We start from the raw sequence: 24,391 nt of genomic DNA on the forward strand, positions 1-24,391 counted from the left end.
TCAATGAACCCTTTCTAGGCTTATCTGAAGTACCTAAGTCTACACCTAGATACTCCATTCTAAACCCTTCTCTTCCTGGTGGAGGTGAACGGAGTCGAACCGATGACCTCCTGCGTGCAAGGCAGGCGCTCTCCCAGCTGAGCTACACCCCCATCTACTCCTCCACTTATGGTGGGCCTAGATGGACTTGAACCATCGACCTCACGCTTATCAGGCGTGCGCTCTAACCGAAACTGAGCTATAGGCCCATCTAAACCCTATCTTAACTCCTTTTCAAAGAACTTATTCCTTGCTCTTCATAATTAAATAGCGAGAGTGTGGTGAGTTCTTTCTCTATAAAGGAGGTGATCCATCCGCACCTTCCGGTACGGATACCTTGTTACGACTTCACCCCAATCACCAGCCCTACCGTCGGCAGCTGCCTCCCTTATGGGTTGGCTCACTGACTTCGGGTAGAACCGGCTTTCGTGGTGTGACGGGCGGTGTGTACAAGGCCCGGGAACGTATTCACCGCGGCATGCTGATCCGCGATTACTAGCGATTCCGCCTTCATGCAGTCGAGTTGCAGACTGCAATCCGAACTACGATGGGTTTTTTGGGATTAGCTCCACCTCGCGGCTTCGCAACCCTTTGTACCCACCATTGTAGTACGTGTGTAGCCCTGGGCGTAAGGGCCATGATGACTTGACGTCGTCCCCACCTTCCTCCGAGTTAACCTCGGCAGTCCCCCTAGAGTGCCCGGCTTTACCCGATGGCAACTAAGGGCAAGGGTTGCGCTCGTTGCGGGACTTAACCCAACACCTCACGGCACGAGCTGACGACAGCCATGCAGCACCTGTCTCCGCGTTCCCCGAAGGGCACCCCACTGTTTCCAGCAGGTTCGCGGGATGTCAAGCCCAGGTAAGGTTCTTCGCGTTGCATCGAATTAAACCACATACTCCACCGCTTGTGCGGGCCCCCGTCAATTTCTTTGAGTTTCATCCTTGCGGACGTACTCCCCAGGCGGGACACTTATCGCGTTTGCTTCGACACCGAGCGGATCTAACCACCCAACGTCTAGTGTCCATCGTTTACAGCGTGGACTACCAGGGTATCTAATCCTGTTTGCTCCCCACGCTTTCGCACCTCAGCGTCAGTATCGGCCCAGGTAGTCGCCTTCGCCTCTGGTGTTCCTCCCGATATCTACGGATTTCACCCCTACACCGGGAATTCCACTACCCTCTACCGAACTCTAGCACAGCAGTCTCAAGTGCAGTCCCACGGTTAAGCCGTGGCCTTTCACACCTGACTTGCCATGCCGCCTACGCGCGCTTTACGCCCAGTAATTCCGAATAACGCTCGCACCCTCCGTATTACCGCGGCTGCTGGCACGGAGTTAGCCGGTGCTTCCTCTGGAGGTACCGTCAGCTTGGTAGCCTGTTCGACCACCAAGGGTTCTTCCCTCCTGACAGAGGTTTACGACCCGAAGGCCTTCTTCCCTCACGCGGCGTTGCTGGGTCAGGGTTTCCCCCATTGCCCAATATTCCCCACTGCTGCCTCCCGTAGGAGTCTGGGCCGTGTTCCAGTCCCAGTGTGGCCGGTCACCCTCTCAGGCCGGCTACCCATCGTAGCCTTGGTAGGCCATTACCCCACCAACTAGCTAATGGGACGCAGGCTCATCCCTAGGCGGTAGCTTCTCCGAGAGGCCACCCTTTCCTAGCCAACCACTTAATAATTGACTAGCTTATCAGGTATTAGCACCGCTTTCGCAGTGTTATCCCTGTCCTAGAGGTAGATAACCCACGCGTTACTCACCCGTGCGCCGCTTTACTCACCACCCGAAGGTGGCTTTCTCGCTCGACTTGCATGTGTTAGGCACGCCGCCAGCGTTCATTCTGAGCCAGAATCAAACCCTCCAGTTATAATTCTAAACTCCTTAAACCTTACCTCACACCATCACTCTCGCTATTCAATTTACAAAGAACAAAGAATTTTCTTATTCGCCTCAAGAGAAGAATCTATTTAATCAGATTAACCTTCTCTGTCAACTTTTTCTTTCATCTTTTTTTAAATCTTTTTTTGTCTAAAGAACAATTTGCCATCGCGGCAGGAGGAAGCTTTTTATATATTTCCGCCTCTTTGTCAAGCAAAAAAAAATAAAAATTAAAAACTTCTTTAAAACTCCAGATTTCTAGGAGTTCTGGGGAAGGGAATAACATCTCGGATATTGCTAATTCCTGTAATAAACATAATGAGCCTCTCAAAACCAAGTCCAAAACCTGCGTGAGGTACAGTGCCAAAACGACGTAGGTCCAGATACCACCAGTAATCCTCTTCAGAAAGTCCCAGTTCCTTCATTCTGGCAACAAGGACATCCAGACGTTCTTCTCTTTGGCTACCACCCACCAGTTCTCCCACTCTGGGCACTAATAAGTCCATGGCAGCCACGGTCTTACCATCATCATTTAAACGCATATAAAAGGCCTTTATTTCTTTGGGATAGTCAAAAACAAATACAGGCTTTTTAAAATACTCCTCGCTCAAATAACGCTCATGCTCAGTCTGTAAATCCAGGCCGTATTCCACCGGATATTCAAAATCCTTTTTAGCCTTTTTAAGTAATTCTATGGCCTCAGTATAGCTGATGCGAGCAAAAGGCTCTTGGAGTACGCTTTCTAAACGAGCAAACAACTCCTTATCTAAAAAACGCCCAAAAAGCTCTATCTCATCCTTACACACTTCCTGGATATAACCAACCAGCCACTTGAGCATATCTTCAGCCAGGTCCATGTCATCCTTTAAGTCAGCAAAAGCCATTTCTGGTTCTATCATCCAGAATTCTGCAGCATGCCTGGGAGTATTGGAATTTTCTGCCCTAAAAGTAGGCCCAAAGGTATAGACATCTCCCAGGGCACAGGCCAAAATTTCAGCTTCTAGCTGTCCAGAAACAGTAAGATGGGCTTCTTGACCAAAAAAATCTTCTTTAAAATCCACCTTACCTTTTAGTGATTTTAAATCCAAGGCAGTAACAGTAAACATTTCCCCTGCCCCTTCACAATCAGAACCAGTTATAATGGGTGCATGTACATAAAAAAATCCTCTCTCTTGAAAAAATTTGTGCACCCCAAAGGCTAAAGCAGACCTAACCCGGTTAAGAGCTCCATACTTATTGGTCCTGGGCCTAAGATGAGCAATGGTCCTTAAGAACTCGTCACTATGACGCTTCTTTTGCAAAGGATAACTATCAGCAGGAGCCTCTCCTACCAAAAGCACTGTCCTGGCACTAACTTCCCACTTTTGTCCCTTGCCCGGAGATTCAACCAAGTCTCCCTCTACCACCACAGAAGCACCTGTGGTCAACTTTGCAAGATATTCTTTTTCTATATTCTCCCAATTTAAAACCACCTGAATATTTTTCAAACAAGAACCATCATTTATCTCTAAAAAGGAAAATCCCTTGGAGTCTCTTCTAGTCCTTATCCAACCTTTTAAGACAATTCCCTGTTTTTCTTCCAAAGCATTTAAGGCTTCTTTTACCTTCAAGCGCATAAACACCCTCCTACAAAATACTTAAAGGATCTAAATCCAAGTCCAGTTTTACCTTACCAGGCTTAAGAAATTTGTTTAATCTTTGCCCCAAATCAAAATAAAATTTTCTAATTGCCAACCAGTTATCTGCCTTTAATAACAAATGATATCGTTGCCGCTTTTTGAGATAAGCGATTATGGCCGGAACAGGTCCCAACACCTTGCCAGAAAACTGTAAACCAAGCAACTGAGAATATTTTTTTAGTTCTCCTAAAAATTCCTCTTCTTGAGCCCAGGATTTGGGAAAAGTAACTTTAATTAACCCCAATTTTACAAAAGGAGGATAAGAAAAGATTTTCCTTTTCTCTATCTCCTGTTTATAAAACCCCTCATAGTCCTCTTTTTTTACTAAATCCCAAAAAAAATGTTGTGGGTCTCTGGTCTGAATCAAAACTTCTCCCTGCTTATCCCTTCGCCCAACTCGACCTATAAGTTGCACCAACAACTGAAACATCCTTTCAGTGGCCCTATAATCAGGGAAAGATAACCCAAAATCCCCATCCAGTACTATACCCAAACCTACTTGAGAAAAGTCATGCCCTTTACTCAACATCTGAGTTCCAACTAAAATTTTGGCCTCGCCTTGCTCAAACTCTTTTAATACCTGTTTTAAATCCTCTTCCTTTTTTATAACATCTCTATCCAAACGTAATACTCCAAGCTGAGGAAAGTTCCTTTGAATAATTTCCTCTACTTTTTCAGTACCCTCTTGATAGTATTTAAAAAAAGAAGACAAGCATTTAGGACAAACTGCGGGCATTTTTAACACATTTCCACAATAGTGACATAAAAGTTTATCCTCTTTTTTATGATAGGTAAGAGTAACATCACAATTACTACATTTAACTATCTCTCCACATTGAGTACAATATAGAATATGAGCATAACCTCTTTTATTATGTAAAATTATTATTTTTTCATCAGAGTTTATATACTCAATTAGCTTATTCCAGGAATATATTGTAAATATTCCTTCTACTGTTTTTTCTTTATTCTTATCTAATATTTTAACTACAGGTGAAACACTTTTACCAAATCTTTTATCCAGGATATGTAAATCTAAAATTTTATTTTCAGCAGCATAATAGGTTTTAACATCTGGAGTTGCACTCCCTAAGACCAATGTAGCCTTATTTTTCTTGGCTAAAAAATGCACAATCTCCTTGGTTTGATAAAAAAATCCACCCTGTTCTTGCTTGTAACTCTCAACATGTTCTTCATCTACTATAATTAAACCAAGATTCTTAAAAGGTAAAAAAACACTAGATCTAGTTCCAACTACAACACTAATATTATTTAGGACCTTCAAAAATATCTCTCTCTTTTCCTTATCTTTTTTGATTCCTGTATAAAAGTAAATATGTGGAAAAGAAACAATATCTTTAACCCTCTTAAATATGGATAGGCCTAAAGCAATTTCAGGACAAAGCAATAAAACACTTCTTTTTTGCTGCAGTGTCCTTCGAATAAGATCAAAATAAATAAAGGTTTTACCACTACCAGTTATACCATGGATTAAATGTGAATTAAAGCTTTTACTTTCAATACCCTGGCTAATTTTATTTACTATTTCATTTTGAGTAGAGTTCAAAGTATACTTTTCAAATTTAAAACCAATATTATCTTCATTCTTTTTTATTTTTACAAAATCATTTTGTAAAAAAGAGATAATTTTTTTCTTACTAAACTTTTGTAATAAAAAACTTAATGTTTTTTCTTCCTCAAGCAGTAGACTTATTAAATCCTTATCTTGCTTTTTAAATGAAGATAGTGCATATTCTTTATTTTCTAAAAATATTAAATCCTTATGATCTAGATCTATAAGTTTTCCAGAATTCCATAAGTTTACCAGTTGTAGATATCTGGAGCTATCTTTTGTTAAGGATTTTAAATTGCAACGAGACAATATGCATTGTATAGAAAGGGGAGTTCTTTTTAAAGAACCTGGAATTATGGAAGCAATAACTTTCCCTGGAGAGCATAAGTAGCGTTTGGCAATATCTTCAGCTAAGAAAATTTGTTCTTCATTAAAGAAATGGTAATCTAGAGGAAAAAAAATATTCTTTAATTCAATATCACTCTTTTCAAGGGTTAACTTATCTTTTACCAGACCTAAACTTAAAGTATTATTTTTTCCAAAAGGAACTAATACTCTAATACCCTTTTTAAACAGAGAAAAATTAAATACTTCAGGAACCTGGTACCTAAAAATACCATAAGGGTTTCGTAAAATATAGACATCAACAACATTCATCTATTAAAAGGGAAAAATCAGGATATTTTTAAATAAGGGATTATATTTAACAGGAATTTGTGACCCCAAAGAAGAGTATCTCTTTTGAAAATAGCTAGTTTCAAAATAAAAATTATTGTTCAAAGAATTTAAGCTTCCCCATTGTAAAGAAAATTCTTCTTTAGCCCAGGGAGTTATAAAAATGCCCTGGGTTGGGAGATAGAAATTACCCAGGTAAACAAAATTTTTCCAGATCAAAGTAACATCATCGAGACTAAATCCCAAAGGATAAAAATATTCATTTAAGTAATAAACCCTTCGTGTACCTTTTCCCAGTTCCAAGCCAGGTTTATCCTGCCAAAAAACATATCTGCTTTTCTCAATATCCACTCCAAGTTGCTTCCACTTGGCAGGGGAATAAAAAAAATACACCACAAAGGGTAAAGGAGAGGTGAAGTCAAAGCTAGAAAGAACTTGCTGCTCCTTTTGAAATAAAACTGCTCCAAAAATTTGCTCCTGTTCCTTTTTTATTCCCCATTCAACCAGGGTATTTCCCTTTTTAAACCAAACTCTGGTGGTTAAGTCTGGATAGTTTTCCCAGGTTATTAAACAGGCAAAGGATTCAAGGCTGGAATAGTTTTCCTGCCAGGCTTGCTCTATGGTTTCTAAAGAAGGCAAAAAAGCCCTGGCAGTGTTAGCTGTAATTACCAAGCTAAAAAAACATATCAGGATAAAAAACAACCTTTTTAACTTGAGCAAGCCAAAAGCTCCTTCAGGCTTTTTGTCAGTTCTTGCTTTAACTCTTCATCCTTTAGCCCAAAGTAAATGTTGGCTGTAAGATAGTCTACCCAATCTCCAATATCAAAGCGTCTGCCACTTACCTTTACAGCCAAGAGTCTGTTTTCCCTGGCCAAAAAGTGTAAGGCATCTGTTAGCTGATATTCTCCCTGGGAATCAGGTTGCACCTTTTCCAGATAACTAAAGATATCTGGAGGCAAAACATATCTTCCCACCACAGCCAGACGTGAAGGAGCTTCTTCTGGTCTAGGTTTTTCGTGCAGCTTTTTTACTCGAAAAGACCTGGAGAAATTTCCTCTCCGCCAATAATACCATAATTGGAAACCTTTTCCTTAGGTACTTCCATTACTCCTACCACTGGCATTTGTTCAGTCTTGGCCACTTCTACCAGTTGGGCAATGGCAGGCTCAGCACTAAAAATCAAATCATCTCCTACCAAAACAGCAAAATGTTCCTTTTTTACCACTTCTTGAGCACAGGCAACTGCATGTCCCAATCCCAACTGTTCTTTTTGACGAACAGAAATAATATTAACCATATTGGAGACTCTTAACACCTCTTCCAGTAAATCTTTTTCCCTGCTCTTTTTAAGACCAGTTCCAGAGAAAGGTTGCGATCAAAGTGGTCTTCCAAGGCCCTTTTATTTTGATTGTTTACAAACACTACATCTGTAAGACCTGCTTGCATGGCCTCTTCCACTACATATTGGACAGCTGGCTTTTTGTATACAGGAAGCATTTCTTTGGGAATATTTTTGGTAGCAGGCAAAGACCTTGTTCCCCACCCTGCTACTGGGATAACTACTTTGGTTATATTCATTTTTCCTCCTCTTGGTTAAGCCAAATATTTTTCACTTACCTCTACCAGATAGTTAAGCCACTTCTCAACCAAATCTGGACTCTCTGCTTCTACCATTATTCTAAGCACTGGCTCTGTCCCAGAATAGCGCAAAAGCACTCTTCCCTTTCCTGCTAAATCCTTTTCCGCAGCCTTCAAAGCCTTATTTAACTCAGGAATTTGACTGTAATCCACCTTTTCCTTTACATGAACATTACGCAATTCTTGAGGATAGGGTTGTAAAATCTGTTTCAATTCAAAAAGGGATTTCCCTGTTTCCAGCATAATCTTAAGCAACTGCAAAGCAGTTAACAAGCCATCCCCAGTGGTACTGTGCTCCAAAAAGACCATGTGGCCTGACTGTTCACCCCCCAGGACATAGCCTCCTTTTACCATTTCCTCTACCACATAGCGATCTCCAACCGGAGTTCTGACCAGCTTTCCACCTTTGTTCTGCATAAATATTTCCAGGGCCACATTACTCATCACTGTAGCTACGAGAATTTTTTGGGGTAAGAGATCTTTTGTCAGCAAATAATTGGCACAAATGGCCATAATCTGGTCCCCATCCAGAACCTCACCCCTTTCGTCAATGGCAATTAGCCTATCTCCATCTCCATCCAGGGCAAAGCCCACATCTGCTCCTGTAGCCAGAACATTTTCAGCAGCTACTTCAGGATAAAGAGAACCACATTTTTTATTTATATTTAAACCATTGGGGTCAACACCCAGCTTGATTACCTTGGCCCCCAGTTCCTCAAAAATTAAAGGAGCTACTCTATAGGTTGCTCCGTGAGCACAATCCAAAACTATTTTTAAACCATCTAAACTAAGTTCACAGGGAAAGGTATTTTTCAAATACACAATATAACGTCCTGGACTGTCTTCTATTTTAAAAGCTCTGCCCAAAAGATCTGAGTTGGGAGTTTCCCACTCCACATCTGGAGATAAAACCAACCTGCTTATTTCCTCTTCCACTTCGTCAGAAAGCTTAAATCCCCTGCTATCAAAAAACTTAATCCCATTATCCATATAGGGGTTATGGGAAGCAGAAATAACCACACCCACATCTGCGCGCATATTTCTGGTCAGAAAAGCAATGGCTGGAGTGGGCATGGGACCCACCAAAAAAACATCCATACCAGAGGCACAAAACCCAGAAGTAAGAGCACTTTCAAACACATACCCAGACAAACGGGTATCCTTGCCAATTACCACTCTATGCCTTCTGGCACCATTTCTAAAAATCTGACCTGCAGCCAAACCAACCCTTAAAGCAATTTCTGGAAGCATTGGGAAAATATTTGCCTGTCCTCGAATTCCATCTGTACCAAAAAGTTTTCCCATCTTTCTTACTCCACCTTAATCTTTAACATAGAAGGCTTTTTTTCTAAAACAACTATATCTTGCGCAGCCTTTAGTTGAACAGGAAGCTCATATTCTCCTTTTTCTTTGGGTATTTCCACAAACACCTGAAAATTCTCTTTCCACTTATTTTTTTCCATAAGTAAAGAGGTATGCCTAGCTTTAGTTTGCATTTCTTAGTTGAGGATAAGAGTTTAAATTTCTTCTTAGCAGGATTTAAAAAATGAATGGTTCTAACCAGCCATAATTCCTTTCTTTTAGGAACTACTGCTAAATATACGTCTACACTACCCACTTCAGATTCTATTTGTTCATCCAGATCTAAGGGAACATTTTGTCTATATATTTTATTTTTTAAAGGATCTATTTCAATAGCTTTTGTTTTTAATTTATCTATATTTTTTATTATTCTGCTAGGTCCAGAAATCAAAACCTTTGGAGGATTATAAGAGATTTCTTTTAAATCAAAATATTCTGCAAAGTTTTTAAAATTTGTTTTCCAAACAACTTCCACTGAAACATTTTTCTTCATAATCTTATCTATGTCCAATTCTAGACGCGGTGGAAGAATAGATACTACTTCAACAGGAGGTGGAAACTTTAAATATTTACTTTCTAAAATAACTACTTGAGAGCCTATAGACAAATCAGATAAATTCAATCTATAACTATATTTTTCCTGTTGTAATCTCTCTAGTACAGTACGAGTTGCTCTAACTCTTACCTGTATCTTAGAAGGTAATCCTCCAATAATAACCATATCAGAAGGTAAAGAAACTACTTCCAAAGGTACTTCTACCCAATATTCTACCTTTTCTCTACCACTTACCAAGTACCAGACAAAAACAGCTAAAATAAGAGCCAGTAATCTATATTGCCAATCTTTCATTGTTATCGTTGCCATGCATTTTGAATTACTCTTCTAAGCCTTACTTCATCCAAGGCAGAGGTAAGTTTACCCCCAATAGCTACAGAAATAGCTCCTCGTTCCTCTGAAACCACAATAGAAATGGCATCACTTTCCTCAGTTATTCCAATAGCAGCCCTATGCCTAGTACCCAGTTCACTTCTGGGACTTATACCTACAGCCAAAGGCAACACACAACCAGCGGCCTCCACCCTTCCCTGGCGTATAATTACAGCGCCATCATGTAAAGGTGAACCAGGATAAAATATACTCATAAGTAATTCTTTGGTTATTTTAGCTTTTATCTCTACTCCTCTTTCTATAATATCTCCTAAAGGAATATTTTTTTCTAGAACAATTAGCGCACCTATTCTCTTATCTGCCATTTTTACAACAGCTAAAACCAATTCATTTAATACTTCCTCTTCTAATTTTTCCCTTGCAAACAATCCTTTAGCCCCTACAACAGCCAATGCTCTTCGTATATCTTTCTGGAATAGAATTATTACAACCAAAAAGATAGAACCCAAGAAGTTTCCCAACAGCCAATGCAAAGTATAAAATCCAAATTCTCCAGATAAATAATAAAATAAAATAACAACAAACAAACCATAAATTACTGATACAGCCCTTGTACCTTTAACTAGGAGAATAATAAGGTGAAAGAGATATCCAACTATAAGAATATCTACAATATCTCTCCAGGAAACAGTGAAGTGTCCGAATTCAATTACTGGCATTTTTCAAAGCTTCAACTATAGTCAGGGTTTCTTTGGTTTCTTTTACTTCATGAACGCGGTGAATGTAAACACCTTTTTGAGCCAAAAGCGCTGTAGCTACCTGGGTGGCTATTTGTCTTTCTCCTACTTTAAGTCCTAGCAACTTTTCCCACATGGATTTATTGGAAAGCCCCACATAAAGGGGTCTGCCCAAGGAAAAAACTTTTCTATATTGGCCAAAATAGCTAAATTATGCTCCAGGAGTTTGCCAAAACCAATCCCTGGATCCAGGACGATGTTTTCTTCAGGAAGACCTTTTTTTACCAATAAATTTAATTTTTCTTCGAAAAAAGCATATATTTCCTCTACTACATTTTCATAATGCGGATTTTCTTGCATGGTTTCTGGCCGTCCCAGGCTATGCATTAAAACATAACCAGGCTTATATTCCACTACAACTTCTAATAAAGAAGGGTCAAAAGTACAGGCAGAAACATCGTTGATAATTTCAGCACCCTTTTCTAAAGCCCTTCTAGCTACTTCAGCTTTATAGGTATCCACAGAAATCACTGCCTGAGGTAAATTCTCTTTAATAGCTTGCACTACAGGAATCACTCGCTTTATCTCTTCTTCCAAGGATACCCGGGGAGAAAAAGGCCTGGTGCTTTCCCCGCCCACATCTATTATATTTCCCCCTTGAGATAAAATTTCTCCAGCCCTGGCCAAAGCCTGCGTAGGGTCAAAATACTTTCCTCCATCATAAAAGGAATCTGGAGTTACATTGAGGATGCCTACAATTAAAAAAGGGGTAGGCTTCAGGCTACCCCTTAAAGTTTTCCAGATACTTTTCTTTTTTGTACCTTCCACTTCTCCCTACCTCTTTAGGAAATTTCAAAATCCTCCTTGCCTGAAGAGTCTTGTTCCTGTTTATTCTCTTCGCTTGGGTCATCTTCAAGACTGACCTTATCTAAAGACTCTCCTTTTAAAATCTTATCCACTTCTTCTCCACTTAAAGTTTCTCTTTCCAAAAGGGCTTTAGCCAGGGCATGCAAGGTATCTAAATTTTCTTCCAAAATGGTCCTGGCTCTCTGGTAAGCCTTTTGCACAATGGCCTTTACTTCAGCATCAATTAGCTTGGCTGTTTCCTCACTATAATCCTTGTGATGCACTAAATCTCTACCTAAAAACACCTCCTGGGAATTATCCCCCCAGGCAAGTGGGCCTAGAGTTTCACTCATACCCCATTCGCAAACCATTCGTCTGGCCATTTTGCTGGCCCTTTCAATGTCATTTCCCGCTCCAGTGGTCAGTTCTCCAAAAACAATTTCTTCTGCCACTCTACCACCCAAAAGTACGGCCAGGGTGCTTTCCAGGTAGGTCTTGGAATAGGTGTGCCTATCATCAATGGGTAGTTGCATGGTAACGCCCAAAGCCCTTCCTCTAGGAATAATGGAAACCTTATGCACAGGGTCTGCCTTGGGAGAAAACTTGGCTACCAGAGTATGTCCTGACTCGTGATAAGCTGTAACTTTTCTTTCTTCTTCACTTAAAATCACACTTCTTCTTTCTTTACCCATGAGCACCTTATCTTTGGCCTGTTCAAAGTCTTCCATATCCACTTTATCTTTACCCAGCTTAGCTGCATGTAAGGCAGCCTCATTGACCAGATTTTCTAAGTCTGCTCCAGAAAACCCAGGGGTTCCCCTGGCTATAACTTCTAAGTCCACATCTTCAGCTATAGGAGTGCGTCGCACATGCACTTCTAAAATCTTTTTTCTGCCATTAAGGTCAGGATTGGGCACAACCACCTGTCTATCAAAACGTCCTGGACGCAAAAGAGCAGGGTCTAAAACATCTGGCCTATTGGTAGCTGCAATCAAAATAACACCTTCATTGGATTCAAAACCGTCCATTTCTACTAACAACTGGTTCAAGGTCTGTTCTCGCTCATCATGTCCACCACCCAGACCTGCTCCTCTTTGTCTACCTACAGCATCAATTTCATCAATAAAAATCAAACAGGGGGCATGCTTCTTAGCCTGAATAAAAAGGTCTCTTACTCTAGCAGCACCCACACCCACAAACATTTCCACAAATTCTGAACCAGAAATGGAAAAGAAAGGAACTCCAGCTTCTCCAGCTACAGCCTTGGCCAACAAGGTCTTACCCGTTCCTGGAGGGCCTACTAAAAGTACACCTTTGGGAATACGGCCTCCTAACCGGGTAAATTTTTTAGGGTTACTCAAAAAATCCACCACTTCCTGTAGTTCTTCCTTGGCTTCTTCCACTCCAGCCACATCTGCAAAGGTAACCCTAATCTCTTCCTGAGTAATCATCTTGGCTCTAGACCTGCCAAAAGAAAGCGCTTTCCCTCCGCCTCCTTGCATCTGACGCATAAAAAAGATCCATACGCCTATTAACAAGATCATGGGAAACCAGGAAACAAAAACAGACACATACCAGGGAGTCTCTTCCTGAGGTTGGGCTTCTACCTGCACCTTATTGGCTAATAACAACTTTATTAGACCGGGATCGTCTGTTTTATAAACAAAAAAACGCTGATTATCAGTAAGAACACCATTGATTTTATCACCCTGGATTTTAACTGCTAAAACATCTCCATGTTCTACCTTTTGCACAAAGTCAGAATAGGTTAGTTTCAACTGCCCAGCCTGGGGTTGATTAAACAAGTTAAATAATACCACCATTACCAAGGAGATAACTATCCAGAGAACTAAATTCTTGGAAAAGCTATTCATTTAACCTCCATCCAATTAATTTATTAAAAATTGTCCTATAAACACTTTACTTGTCCTTGTCCATGAAGGGAAAAGAGTTTCTTTAATTTCCCATATCTAACTAAAAAAACTAAAAAATTAAAACTTGCCAAAAAAAAACCATCTTGTTAGAAAGGAGTTTTGACGGTGGAAGCGTATCGTCACCGGTGTGGCGCCTGGACTTCAAATCCAGTGGACGGCCGAAAGGTCGTCGGTAGGTTCGACTCCTATACGCTTCCGCCATTTTCTTTTAACCACTTATCTATTTCTTCAATTTGCTTGCTCACAGAAAGAGGACCAGTGCCTCCAGGGGTATTTCTTCTTTTTACAGCCTGTTTATAATCAAGCACTTGAAAAACATCACTCTCTATTTGAGGGCACACTGCCTGCATTTCCTTTAATTCCAGATCTTCCAACCCCACTCCCTTTTCTTCGGCTATGCCTACCAATTTACCAGTAATATGATGAGCATCTCTAAAGGGTATTCCCTTTAAAACTAAATAGTCTGCCAGTTCTGTAGCATTTAAATAGCCTTTCTTTAAGGCTAAAAACATATTTTGAGCATTAAATTCTATCTTGGCCAGCATCCCTTTCATAAGAATTAAAGAATTATATATGGTCTTATGCGTATCCAAAAAGGGCTCTTTGTCCTCTTGTAAATCCCTATTATAAGTAAGAGGCAATCCTTTTAAAATAGTTAGAAGGGCAATTAAATTGCCATACACCCTTCCAGTTTTACCTCGCATTATTTCAGCTACATCTGGATTCTTTTTTTGAGGCATAATAGAGGATCCTGTAGCATATTCATCAGGAAGTTTTACAAAGCCAAAACAGGGATTTGCCCAGAGTATAATTTCTTCACACAATCTACTTAGATGCATCTGAATCAAAGTAGCCACAAACAAACTCTCTGCCACAAAGTCTCGATCGGAAACTGCATCCATACTATTGGCAAATACCTGTTCAAATCCCACTTCTTGAGCTACTAAAAAGGGATTCAAAGAATAGGTACTGCCAGCCAGAGCAGCTGCACCCAAAGGAGACACCCGCACTCTTTGCTTTACATCTACGATACGCTCGTAATCCCTTTTAAACATGTGAGCATAAGCCAAAAGATGCTGAGCCAAAGAAACAGGTTGGGCAGGTTGCAGGTGGGTATAGCCAGGCAAAAGTGTTTCCTGTTGCTCTTTGGCCATGGTATTTAAAGTAGCAATAAGTGAGGTTAAAGCCTGCTGCCACTGACTTAAGCATTTATCCACAAAAAGCCTGAAATCCAAAGCCACCTGGTCATTTCTACTTCTACCTGTATGGAGTTTTTTGCCTGCATCTCCAATGATTTCAGTTAGTCGTTGCTCTATATTCATGTGCACATCTTCTAGCTTTTTGGACCAGGCAAACTTACCACTTTCAATCTCTGCTTTAATCTGTTCCAAACCATTTAAAATGGCTTGCACTTCCTCTTCACTAAGCAGGCCCACCTTACCCAACATTTTGGCATGGGCCATTGAACCCTTAATATCCTCTAAATATAGTTCCTTATCAAACTCTACAGACTGGGTGTATTCTTCCACCAAAGGAAGGGTTTCTTGTTTGAATCTTCCCCCCAAAGCTTCGTTTGTTTACTCATATTCTACCCTTATTTTCTTGCTAATAACCTTAAACCCTGCAATCTAATAAAACCTGCTGCATCTTTTTGATTATAAACCTCGTCTGCTTCAAAGGTGGCAAACTCTGGATTATAAAGGCTATAAGGAGAACGCCTGCCCAAAGGATAAACATTGCCCTTATAGAGTTTTAAGCGCACCTCTCCTGTAACCTTCTCCTGAGTCTTATCCATAAAAGCCTGGAGAGCTTCTCTTTCTGGAGAAAACCAGAAACCATTATACACCATTTCTGCATATTTAGGCACCAGGCTATCTCTTAAGTGTAATACTTCTCGATCCAGACAGATACCCTCCAGATCCTGATGAGCTACATACAAAATAGTGCCTCCTGGAGTTTCATAAACTCCTCTGGATTTCATCCCTACAAAACGATTTTCTACCATATCAATACGACCTATACCGTGCTTTCCTCCCAATACATTCAGTTCTTTTAGTAGATTAGCTGGAGATAGTTTTTTTCCATTCAAAGCCACAGGATTGCCTGCTTCAAATTCCAGGGTAATAATTTCTGGCTGTTCAGGAGCCTTTTCAGGAGGTACGGTTAAAACATAAGTGCCTTCTCCAGGCTCCAGCCAGGGGTCTTCCAACTCCCCACCTTCAAAGGAAATATGTAACAAATTGCGATCACAACTATAGGGTTTTTCTTTGGTCACAGGTACTGGAATGCCATTTTCCTGGGCAAAACTTATTAAAGCCTTTCTAGAATTCAAATCCCATTCTCGCCAGGGAGCAATGGTTTTAAGCTCTGGGGCCAGGGCCATGGCTGTAAGTTCAAAACGTACCTGGTCATTACCCTTGCCAGTGGCTCCATGGGCAATGGCCTGGGCACCTTCCTTTCTGGCTATTTCCACCAGCTTCTTGGCAATAAGCGGCCTTGCAATGGAAGTGCCCAAAAGATAGCGACCTTCATAAATAGCTTTGGCCCTGAACATGGGAAAAACATATTCTTTTACAAACTCTTCACGCAAGTCTTCTATATAAACCTTACTTGCTCCTGTCTTTAAAGCCTTTTCCTCCAGGCCACTAAGCTCTTCTTCCTGCCCCAGATCAGCAGTAAAGGTAATTACTTCACACTGATAAGTTTTTTTTATCCACTTTAAAATTACTGAAGTATCTAAACCTCCAGAATATGCTAAAACAACTTTTTCTATTTTACTCATACTTTCTTCACCTCACTTTTTAAGAAAAAGAAGTTCTAAAATAGCCTTTTGCATGTGTAATCTATTTTCTGCCTGATCCCAAACTATAGACATTTCACTTTCCAGTACATCTTCTGTAATTTCCTCTCCCCTATGCGCTGGTAAACAGTGCATCACCTTTACTTCTTTTTTAGCTCTGGAAAGCAATTCTTTGTTTACCTGATAGGGAGCAAATATTTTTTTGCGTATTTCTGCTTCTTCTTCCTGCCCCATAGAAGCCCAAACATCTGTATTAACATAATCCACATCTTCAACTGCTTCTTTAGGATCATCTGTACAATAAACTTTTGCCCCCATACTCAAGGCTCTAGCCAGGATATCTCCATCTGGAGCATATTTTTTAGGAGTGGCAATATTTAACTGAAAGGGAAAATAAATGGCAGCATTTATCCAGGAATGAGCCATATTATTGCCATCTCCAATCCAGGCTATTTTCAGTTGAGAAAAATCTGGAGTTCTTTCATAAATGGTCAATAAATCACTCATGACCTGGCAGGGATGATAAAGATCAGTCAAGGCATTGATTATGGGGATGGAACTAAAGGAAGCCAAAAGTTCCAACTTTTCCTGTTCAAAGGTGCGTACTACCAGGCCTTGAACATAACGGGAAAGGACCCTGGCTGTATCCTGCAAAGGTTCACTTCTTCCCAGCTGACAATCTCTAGGTGTCATAAAAATAGTTTTACCGCCTAAATGACTTATTCCAACCTCAAAAGAAACTCTGGTCCGAGTAGAAGACTTTTCAAAAATAAGAGCCAGGACCTTGCCAGCCAGCAAATCAGAACGATAATCTGTTGTTTTCATTTCTAAAGCTCTTTTTACTAAATCCTGAGCCTCTTGTACCTTCAAATCCAGAATAGAAAGAAAATGACGCATTCTATCTCTCCCCTTATGGTTTTATTTCCAGTAAATACGCTTTACTAAAGTCCAGGTAAGTGGAAGCTGTTTGTACAATATCCTCTTTGCTTATCTTGTTGACCTCTTGAATCATCTTTTCTCTAAAATCAAAATTAAGGTCTTGTAACCAAAGCTCTGCCTTTTCTCTAGCCCTGCTCCCCAAAGACTGTAAGTTGCGATAATAACTTCCTTCATACACATTTTTAGCCCGAATAACTTCTTCTTCTCTGAATTGACCTTGCTTTAACTGGGCAATCACCTCTTTAAAACCCTCCAGGGCCTTATCTTCTTCACCCTGATAAGTGCCAATATAAAAGGCCAAAAAGCCAGTTTTAGAAGACTGCCAGAGAAAAGAGGTCACGCTATAGCCAAGGCCTTGTTCGTCTCTTAACCTTTGAAAAAGCAAACCTGACTGCCCGCTTAACATACGGTTTAAAACTGTTAAGCCAGGAGTGTCTGTAGACTTTAAGCCCTGTACAGGAAATACCAGGAGCAAATGACTTTGATTCCTCTCTGGCAAGTTCAAAACCAGTTCTTTTTCCCTGGTCCACAAAAAGGAATCCTCTATCTTTTGGGAAGGACGTAGTTTTTCCCGTATTTTTTGCACAAAATTATCCAGTTCCTTTTCGCTTACATCTCCACATACAGAAATAATAAAAGGATATTGTTTTTGTTTTTCCCAAAACTCTTTAACCTGTTCCACTGAAAACCTGGCTACTCTATCTTCTTGACCCAAGTGATAAAAGGAATAGGGGCCAGATTTAAAGAGAAAAGGAAATAATTCTCTAAACAACAATCCTACAGGACTATCCTTTTTTCTTTTATTTCAGCAATCTGCTCCAATTTGGACTTTTCTACTTCTTCAGCCAGAAAACTTGGTTCCAAAATAATTTCTTCCAGCAGGGCATAAATATCCTCACTATATTTAGAAGGGAATTTGGCCTTTAAGGAAAAACTTTTGCGACCTGCTTCTGCTTCTAAATCGCTGGTTCTAAGGGCCAAAAAATCCTGTATTTCTAGAAAAGAATGCTTGGAAGTGCCTCTTAATAAAGCCTTGGCAGTTAAAACAGCCAATCCAGCTTCTTTTGGAGTAAGCAAACTGTCCCCACCTTTCCAGCTTATATTTAGGGCAGTATAGGGCAAGGTTGAGTCCTGCTCCACCACCAGCATTCTCCCCAATCCCAAATCCAGAACCCTTTGATTGCGGCCTCTGGCAGAAACAGCTTTTGGAGTTACAGCAGGAGATACCTTGATTTTACTCAAAAAATAATCTGCAGTTAAATTTACTTCTTTAGGCAAAAGAAAGGCTGCCACCAACCTTTCTGGCTGCAAATAGGTTTGATAAACTTTCTTTAAATCCTCAAGAGTAATACCCTGTAAGGCCTGCAGATAAGCGTTTTCTGCCAGAAAGCTTCCTTCAAAAAACTGAAAATAGCCCAGCTTGGAAGCAATGCCTCCCAGGGTCTCTTTGGCCTGCAATAAGTCGTTTTCCAGGTTTAATTTAGCCTGCTTTAACCTTACTTCATCTATGAGGCTCCAATCTAAATGCTGAAGATGTTGTAAAAAGGTACTCCAAAAACTATCCACCTTATCTGGATCCAAACTAACACTAAAGTAAAAAGCTCCTCTTTTGTCCAAAAGTAAGCTTGAGCTGGAAACATCGTCCACCAGCCCTTTTTCGTACTTCAACAGGCGATAAAAATAGGAAGTCTTATCTCCTCCCAGCAAATAAGCCAGCACTTCCAAAGCCAGGGCATCCTTACTGTGCATGGAAGGAGCAGGAAAACCTATATCCACATAAACTTTTTTCCAGGGACCCTGCACCACCTCTACCACTGGCTTTACAGGCTGATCCAGAGGTTGAGGAGAAAATAAAACCTCTGATTTTCTATTTTCTAACTTCCCAAAGTATTTTTGCGCAGCCTTAACAACCTCATCCTTTTTAATCTTACCACATACCACCAGAAGCATGTTTAAAGGTTGATAATGCTCCTGAATATAGTTTTTTAAATCCCTGGCAGTAATGCTTTTTACACTATCAACAAACCCAATAATTGGCCTGGCATAAGGAGAACCCTGAAAAAGCTTGGCTTGAATGGTTTTAAATAATTTTTGTCCAGGATTGTCTTCACCTCGCTCCAATTCTGCCAGGACAACATTTTTTTCCTTTTCCAGTTCTTGTTCATCAAAGCGGGAATGAAAAATCATATCCTCCAGTACTTCCAGGGCAAGTTCCCAATGTTTGGCAGGCATGTCCATCACATACACAGTATAGTCAAAACTAGTGGCAGCATTTAAATATCCACCTTTACTTTCAATGGCCTCTGCTATTTCGCCTGTTTTTCTCTTTTCCGTACCCTTAAACACCATGTGCTCTAAAAGATGACTTATACCTGCCTGTTTAGGATCTTCATAGGCAGATCCCGTACGCACAAAAAGACGCACAGAAACCAGGGGAAAACGATTATCTTCCTGAACAAGTACCTTTAAGCCATTGGGTAAAACCACTAATTCTGCAGCCATACTAACTCCACCTAAACTTAAAATAATAGCTACCAGCCAAACTCCCAGAATTCTTTTTAACATTTTAAGAGCCTCCTTTAGCTCTTGCCAGCAAAAGTTTAAACTTAAAGTTTATTCCCTTAAGTAGCAAATGTCAAAAAAAAGCTCTGCCCCTTTTAGCAAACTTTTTCTTTACAAAAAAAATATTTTTTATTTACTAATTATTATAAAATTAAACTCAAGGAGTTATTCATGGTGGACAATTTTGAACTGGCCCAAGAAGAATTTCAAAGTAGTGAGAAAGAATTAATAGCTCAGGCTAATAAAATACAAGAACAAAGGAAAAAACTTGGATTAGATGGATTGGTAAAAGGCCTGGAAGCCATTATCATAAATGTAGAGCCAGACAACTTTTTTAAGGCAATACAAGAGCTTCTAAACTATACAGGATATGATATTCAAGACAGTTTTTTCAATCAACATAGAAAATGCTCTGTACTGTCTTTACCTGGCTCTGCAGACATTTTAATTACAGCTTATAACACTCCCAGACCCAACCAAAATTTAAACCTATATCCCAAAACCCAATCCTTACCTAATACTAGATTAGAAACCTTTATTTTTAAAGTAGAAGATTTAGACAAGTACACCACTATTCAGGAAGAAGCAGGAATAAAGTTTGAAGAAAGGATAAAAAATAATAACTTCAAATATGTTAAAACCTATCCTTCTGCTTATACCAACAATTCTCTTGGCTTTATGGAGTGGAAAAATAAAAAATCATACCGCCTGGATACAGACCAAGACTTGGAGCTAAACCTTACCAAACCACAGCGTAGTTACCTTAAATACATAGGCAAGCTGGACCATGCAGCTACAAGAGTAAAAGCCATATGGCGCAATAAAGCTATTTTAGAATTTATGAGTCTAACCAATTATAACTTTGATTTTGCCATTTATGTAAACCAATTAAACTCCATCACCTCTGTAACTAGATTATCAGAAAAGGATTTTGCCTTGGTCTTTACTTCTGGAATTCAAAAGCTGGAAAGCAAAGAAATAATTGGACCTACTGAAGGTTTTATCCATTATTATGGGCCTAGAGTGCATCACCTGGCTTTTTATACTGAAAATATAGAAGAAGTATTTAAAAATTTAAAACAAGACGGATTAAGTTTTTTAATCGATTTAGTAGGTTCTGAAGAAGAAGGATTAAAACAAACCTTCTCTTGCCCTTCAGCCTATACTTTTTTAGTAAACGAATACATTAAGAGATTTGGAGACTTTAAAGGCTTTTTTACAAAAAGTAATGTTACTTCTCTTACAAAAGCAACAGAAAAACAGCTATAATTAATCCAGTTCTTCAATATTAAAAGCAGGATTGAGAAGCTCTGCCTTTACTTCATCTGGATCAGGAGCATAAAGGCGAATAATATTATAAAGGTGGTTAAAGGAAACTTCGTCCATTTTTAAAAAGTCAAAGGCTCCTCCTCTTTCATTCAAAGCAACCAATTTCGTAAGCACCTTTATTTCCACTCCTCCTCCTGGGGAAAGAAGTAAAGTGTACTTCTCACCCTTTTTAAAGGGATAACTTTCTTCTCCAAACTTAAGCAATACCCCTTTTAAACTGATATTTTCAGTCTGAGCCTTAATCCTTTTTCCTTCTACATATATCCAGGCTGGCAAAGCAAGCTCTATCCTGAGTCTACGCCTTTTTTCCTGCATAGCCTACTCCTTAAAAGTTTTTTAATCTACTTCTACCTATTTTTCTTTAAATAGACAAGGACTATTCTTCTTTTCCTCTTTTGTTCTAAGTTTATAACTTTTTTAACCCGTCCCCAATTAAGAGGTAATCTCAACCTGCTAAAACAAAAAAGGGGCTCTTTAGAGCCCCTTTTTAAAATCTAATCCCAAAGCACAAACTTCATTTAATATGTGCACAATGCCTCTATTTGACTAAAAATAGCTTCATCATCAAAACCATGCAAAAGAATAGCTTGGGAAGGACAGGCAGAAGCACAAACCCCGCAGCCCTTACAACTACTGGGTTCAATACTCGCCCTAAAATTACCTCCCATTTCTTTGAGAGAGATGGCTCCATAAGGACAAAGAGGAACACAAATACCACAACCACTACACTTTTCTGTATTTACCTCAGAAATCATAGGATCTATTTTTACCTTGCCTTCAGCCAGAGGTACAGCAGCAACTGCAGCAGCAGCCTTACCCTGGGCAACAGAGTAAGGAATGTCCTTTGGTCCCTGGGCACAACCAGCAATAAAAATTCCTTCTACAGAGGTTTCCACCGGACCTAATTTGGGATGGAGTTCTTTAAGGAATTTAGAACCACAGAACTGTAAGCCCAGAGTCTGGGCCAGCTTTTGAGTACTTTCAGGAGTTTCTACAGCTGTGGCCAAAACCACCAAATCAGATTCATATTCTATAGGTGTGTTTTGCTCCATATCATAGGCAAGTACTCTCAGTCTATCCCCAGGCAAAATCTCCAAACCTCCTACCTTGCCTTTAAAAATATTGATACCCATCTTGCGAGCACCAACATAGTATTCATCATAATCCTTACCAGGAGTACGCACATCAATAAAATGCATATTGATGTTTAAATCTGGATACTTTTCTTTAAGTAATCTGGCCTGTTTAAGCATATACATACAACAAATTCCAGAGCAATAGGTATGATACTTTTCATCTCTGGAACCAACGCAGGAAATAAAAGTAAGAGTATGAGGCTTTTCATTATCAGAGGGACGAAGCAGCTTTCCACCAGTAGGTCCAGTAGCAGAAATAAGCCTTTCCAGTTGCAAGGCAGTAATTACATTGGGAGATTTGGGTGCAAATTCCTTGAACCAATCCTTTTCCATTACCTTAAAACCAGTGGCCACTACAATAGAGCCAACTTCCACTTCCAAAATCTCTCCCTCAGGATTTAACTTCAAGCCCCTATCGATGGCTCCAGCAGGACAGGCCTTCTCACAGGGAGCTAAAATGGGCTTACCTGTCTTCTTGCTTATCCTGGGCTCTTCTCCTTGCTTGCGGCCATCACAGTTACGGCAGTTATCCATATCTATTACAGCCTTCTTGGGCACTGCCTGAGGAAACATAATATAGGCTGCTCCCCTGGTACTAAGGCCAGCATTATAAGTATCAGTTACCTTAGCTGGACAGACCTCGGCACAATCACCACAACCAGTACACTTATCCCAGTCCACATAAGTCTGTTTTCTTTTTACCTTTACTCTAAAATTGCCCACAAAACCTTCTAATCCAACCACTTCACTGTAAGTAAGCAGTTCCACATTGGGATGATTAGCCACTTCTACCATCTTAGGGGTTAAAATACAGGCAGAACAGTCATTGGTGGGAAAGGTCTTATCCAGCTGTGCCATCACTCCACCAATAGAAGGCTCTTTTTCCACCAAATAGGTCTTATAACCCATTTTGGCCAATTCCAAGGCAGCAGAAATGCCTGCAATTCCTCCACCAATAACCATGGCAGCCTTGGTTACATCTATAAATTTGTCCTCTAAAGCCTCCAGATGTACGGCCTTGGCCACAGCAGAAGCAACCAATTGCTTGGCCTTTTCTGTAGCTCCTTCTTTATCATGAGGATGAACCCAGCTACCCTGATCTCTGATATTGGCCATTTCCAAAAGGTATTTATTTAAGCCGGCAGATTCCAATACGCTTCTAAAGATGGGCTCATGCGTCCTGGGAGTACAAGAAGCAACCACAACCCTATCCACTAAACCAGCCTGAATGTCCTGTTTTACAATCTCTTGCCCTGCATTGGAACACATAAAAAGATCTTTTCTAGCTACAACCACATCCGGCAAGCCCTCAGCAAACTTTCTAACTTCTTCTACATCTATTACTCCAGCTATATTTGTCCCACAATGACAAACATAAACTCCGACTTTAGCCATAACTACCTCCTTAAATAAATTAAAATTTGGCTAAAAAGACACTTTGATAAGTAATAAACAGACTTGTTCTTTAAAAAAGTCAAATTACTTTTTTAAATAATAAAAAGACAATCAATAGATTTTATATATGAAGAATAAATAAAAACTATAGAGATCTTAATTTAAAATTTAAATCTCTATAGTTTAGTTCAATAGAAAAAAGAAATTGGACACAGGAGGGTAAAAGATAGTTAAAAGAAAGGTAAAAGATAATTTTGCCTTAAGCGGGAAGCTTAAGCTTCCTGCTTAAACTAAAAAAATTTTAATAACCAAGCTCTCCTGCTTCTTCTTTACTCTCACCACCCATACCAGGGATTTTCATCATACCACCTTCAGGAAGCTGCACATTTTTAATTGCTTTACTGATAGCTTTTAGATCAAACCTGTTTATTAAAGAAATAGCTTCCTTATCCGTTATATTTTGATAATTACAAACAAAATAACGATTTTTACCTTCCAAATGAACCAAAATTCCTCCACATAAGGTACAATCTTCCCCGCCCTTGGTCACATCAGCTTTAAACCCTTGAATGCTGGTCTTATAAAGATGCTCCTTCCCCTTAAGGCCTTGGTTGGAAAGTAAAGCTGGAGAAACATTAAGCGCTTGTCCCAGGACAATGGAAACGCCAAAAATAATATCCTCGTTTCCTCCCTTAAAATAATCCCTAGCAGCTATAATACTACCTCCAGCCTCAAATCCATCCAGTTCATCGGCTGTATAACCTGGAAGCTGAACTTCTAAAAAAGGATATAAGTCCTCATGGGTAAAAGCAAAAGCTAGCGTTCCACTTAAACAAAATAAAAAGCTAATTGCCAACATCCTAATTATTTTCATAGCTCCCTCCCCTTATAATTTAAAATTAACTTTTCCTATTTTAAAATTGTTTTTTTAGCAAGAAGTTAAATATTTTTAAAACAACTAAGGGAATTTTTAACTTTGGAATAA

16 protein-coding genes, 3 tRNA genes, 1 rRNA gene and 2 pseudogenes are annotated in these 24,391 nt (G+C 39.7%); 2 read left to right on the forward strand and 20 right to left on the reverse strand.

Annotated features, from left to right (window positions below; genetic code table 11):
* Positions 1–76: 76 nt before the first annotated feature.
* From ACZ42F_RS05420 to ftsH, 12 genes and pseudogenes are all read right to left on the reverse strand, one after another.
* A tRNA-Ala gene (locus tag ACZ42F_RS05420) sits at positions 77–152 on the reverse strand.
* A 17-nt stretch (positions 153–169) separates the two neighbouring features.
* A tRNA-Ile gene (locus ACZ42F_RS05425) sits at positions 170–248 on the reverse strand.
* 89 nt (positions 249–337) lie between these two features.
* A 16S ribosomal RNA gene (locus ACZ42F_RS05430) occupies positions 338–1,901 on the reverse strand.
* Positions 1,902–2,154: 253 nt separating this feature from the next.
* Positions 2,155–3,528 carry an asparagine--tRNA ligase gene (gene asnS / locus ACZ42F_RS05435; RefSeq protein WP_464280025.1) on the reverse strand — a complete coding sequence of 458 codons (1,374 nt, stop codon included), beginning with the start codon at positions 3,526–3,528 and terminating at the stop codon, positions 2,155–2,157.
* Positions 3,529–3,538: 10 nt separating this feature from the next.
* Positions 3,539–5,821 (reverse strand): replication restart helicase PriA, encoded by a 2,283-nt coding sequence (gene priA / locus ACZ42F_RS05440; RefSeq protein ID WP_464280026.1) that lies wholly within the window; start codon positions 5,819–5,821, stop codon positions 3,539–3,541.
* 3 nt (positions 5,822–5,824) lie between these two features.
* Positions 5,825–6,559: a hypothetical protein gene (locus tag ACZ42F_RS05445; RefSeq protein ID WP_464280027.1), complete on the reverse strand. Its 735-nt coding sequence runs from the start codon at positions 6,557–6,559 to the stop codon at positions 5,825–5,827.
* Positions 6,547–7,417 (reverse strand): annotated as a pseudogene (gene galU / locus ACZ42F_RS05450) (UTP--glucose-1-phosphate uridylyltransferase GalU). Before galU ends, ACZ42F_RS05445 begins: the two are co-directional and overlap by 13 nt.
* A 15-nt stretch (positions 7,418–7,432) precedes the next feature.
* Positions 7,433–8,782 (reverse strand): phosphoglucosamine mutase, encoded by a 1,350-nt coding sequence (gene glmM, locus ACZ42F_RS05455; protein ID WP_464280028.1) that lies wholly within the window; start codon positions 8,780–8,782, stop codon positions 7,433–7,435.
* 70 nt (positions 8,783–8,852) lie between these two features.
* On the reverse strand, positions 8,853–9,689 hold the full coding sequence (locus ACZ42F_RS05460; protein WP_464280029.1) for a CdaR family protein: 837 nt from the start codon (positions 9,687–9,689) through the stop codon (positions 8,853–8,855).
* A 2-nt stretch (positions 9,690–9,691) separates the two neighbouring features.
* The gene (gene cdaA, locus ACZ42F_RS05465) at positions 9,692–10,447 is read right to left on the reverse strand and encodes a diadenylate cyclase CdaA (protein WP_029966912.1); all 756 of its coding nucleotides are present in this window, start codon (positions 10,445–10,447) and stop codon (positions 9,692–9,694) included.
* A pseudogene (folP, locus tag ACZ42F_RS05470) lies at positions 10,434–11,293 on the reverse strand (dihydropteroate synthase). The gene cdaA and the pseudogene folP overlap by 14 nt, the downstream one beginning before the upstream one ends.
* Before the next feature lie 14 nt (positions 11,294–11,307).
* Positions 11,308–13,185 (reverse strand): ATP-dependent zinc metalloprotease FtsH, encoded by a 1,878-nt coding sequence (gene ftsH / locus ACZ42F_RS05475; RefSeq protein WP_464280030.1) that lies wholly within the window; start codon positions 13,183–13,185, stop codon positions 11,308–11,310.
* 167 nt (positions 13,186–13,352) lie between these two features.
* Between ftsH and ACZ42F_RS05480 the strand changes: the two genes are divergently transcribed.
* Positions 13,353–13,446 (forward strand) — tRNA-Sec (locus ACZ42F_RS05480).
* Here the strand turns inward: ACZ42F_RS05480 and argH are convergent.
* Genes argH through ACZ42F_RS05505 form a run of 5 tightly spaced genes read right to left on the reverse strand, consistent with a single transcriptional unit; the run spans position 13,431 to position 19,549 of the window.
* Positions 13,431–14,810 carry an argininosuccinate lyase gene (gene argH / locus ACZ42F_RS05485; RefSeq protein WP_464280031.1) on the reverse strand — a complete coding sequence of 460 codons (1,380 nt, stop codon included), beginning with the start codon at positions 14,808–14,810 and terminating at the stop codon, positions 13,431–13,433. The two genes, ACZ42F_RS05480 and argH, sit on opposite strands and share 16 nt — an antisense overlap.
* Positions 14,811–14,839: 29 nt before the next feature.
* Positions 14,840–16,027 (reverse strand): argininosuccinate synthase, encoded by a 1,188-nt coding sequence (locus tag ACZ42F_RS05490; protein WP_464280032.1) that lies wholly within the window; start codon positions 16,025–16,027, stop codon positions 14,840–14,842.
* A 12-nt stretch (positions 16,028–16,039) separates the two neighbouring features.
* Positions 16,040–16,942, reverse strand: a complete 903-nt coding sequence (argF, locus tag ACZ42F_RS05495) for an ornithine carbamoyltransferase (RefSeq protein ID WP_464280033.1) — start codon at positions 16,940–16,942, stop codon at positions 16,040–16,042.
* A 13-nt stretch (positions 16,943–16,955) separates the two neighbouring features.
* Positions 16,956–17,756 (reverse strand): M16 family metallopeptidase, encoded by an 801-nt coding sequence (locus ACZ42F_RS05500; protein WP_464280034.1) that lies wholly within the window; start codon positions 17,754–17,756, stop codon positions 16,956–16,958.
* Positions 17,757–17,761: 5 nt separating this feature from the next.
* Complete coding sequence (locus ACZ42F_RS05505; RefSeq protein WP_464280035.1) at positions 17,762–19,549, reverse strand: M16 family metallopeptidase; 1,788 nt, start codon at positions 19,547–19,549, stop codon at positions 17,762–17,764.
* 168 nt (positions 19,550–19,717) lie between these two features.
* On the opposite strand from ACZ42F_RS05505, the gene ACZ42F_RS05510 reads away from it, so the two are divergent.
* Positions 19,718–20,815, forward strand: a complete 1,098-nt coding sequence (locus ACZ42F_RS05510; RefSeq protein WP_464280036.1) for a VOC family protein — start codon at positions 19,718–19,720, stop codon at positions 20,813–20,815.
* Here the strand turns inward: ACZ42F_RS05510 and ACZ42F_RS05515 are convergent, their stop codons facing one another.
* The 3 genes from ACZ42F_RS05515 to ACZ42F_RS05525 form a co-directional block, all read right to left on the reverse strand.
* Positions 20,816–21,190 (reverse strand): PilZ domain-containing protein, encoded by a 375-nt coding sequence (locus ACZ42F_RS05515; RefSeq protein ID WP_029966886.1) that lies wholly within the window; start codon positions 21,188–21,190, stop codon positions 20,816–20,818. It lies immediately after the preceding gene.
* 203 nt (positions 21,191–21,393) lie between these two features.
* Positions 21,394–23,406 (reverse strand): FAD-dependent oxidoreductase, encoded by a 2,013-nt coding sequence (locus ACZ42F_RS05520; protein WP_464280037.1) that lies wholly within the window; start codon positions 23,404–23,406, stop codon positions 21,394–21,396.
* Between the two features lie 301 nt (positions 23,407–23,707).
* The gene (locus ACZ42F_RS05525; RefSeq protein ID WP_464280038.1) at positions 23,708–24,280 is read right to left on the reverse strand and encodes a hypothetical protein; all 573 of its coding nucleotides are present in this window, start codon (positions 24,278–24,280) and stop codon (positions 23,708–23,710) included.
* Positions 24,281–24,391 lie beyond the last annotated feature (111 nt).

Source organism: Desulfonauticus autotrophicus (genome assembly GCF_055381725.1).

Excerpts from the sequence above, each read along its gene's own strand:
- asnS (WP_464280025.1), bottom strand. The coding sequence starts at position 3,528 with ATGCGCTTGAAGGTAAAAGAAGCCTTAAATGCTTTGGAAGAAAAACAG.
- ACZ42F_RS05490 (WP_464280032.1), bottom strand. The coding sequence starts at position 16,027 with ATGAGTAAAATAGAAAAAGTTGTTTTAGCATATTCTGGAGGTTTAGAT.
- ACZ42F_RS05520 (WP_464280037.1), bottom strand. The coding sequence starts at position 23,406 with ATGGCTAAAGTCGGAGTTTATGTTTGTCATTGTGGGACAAATATAGCT.
- ACZ42F_RS05525 (WP_464280038.1), bottom strand. The coding sequence starts at position 24,280 with ATGAAAATAATTAGGATGTTGGCAATTAGCTTTTTATTTTGTTTAAGT.
- argF (WP_464280033.1), bottom strand. The coding sequence starts at position 16,942 with ATGCGTCATTTTCTTTCTATTCTGGATTTGAAGGTACAAGAGGCTCAG.
- cdaA (WP_029966912.1), bottom strand. The coding sequence starts at position 10,447 with ATGCCAGTAATTGAATTCGGACACTTCACTGTTTCCTGGAGAGATATT.
- ACZ42F_RS05505 (WP_464280035.1), bottom strand. The coding sequence starts at position 19,549 with ATGTTAAAAAGAATTCTGGGAGTTTGGCTGGTAGCTATTATTTTAAGT.
- priA (WP_464280026.1), bottom strand. The coding sequence starts at position 5,821 with ATGAATGTTGTTGATGTCTATATTTTACGAAACCCTTATGGTATTTTT.
- ftsH (WP_464280030.1), bottom strand. The coding sequence starts at position 13,185 with ATGAATAGCTTTTCCAAGAATTTAGTTCTCTGGATAGTTATCTCCTTG.
- glmM (WP_464280028.1), bottom strand. The coding sequence starts at position 8,782 with ATGGGAAAACTTTTTGGTACAGATGGAATTCGAGGACAGGCAAATATT.
- ACZ42F_RS05510 (WP_464280036.1), top strand. The coding sequence starts at position 19,718 with ATGGTGGACAATTTTGAACTGGCCCAAGAAGAATTTCAAAGTAGTGAG.
- ACZ42F_RS05460 (WP_464280029.1), bottom strand. The coding sequence starts at position 9,689 with ATGAAAGATTGGCAATATAGATTACTGGCTCTTATTTTAGCTGTTTTT.
- ACZ42F_RS05515 (WP_029966886.1), bottom strand. The coding sequence starts at position 21,190 with ATGCAGGAAAAAAGGCGTAGACTCAGGATAGAGCTTGCTTTGCCAGCC.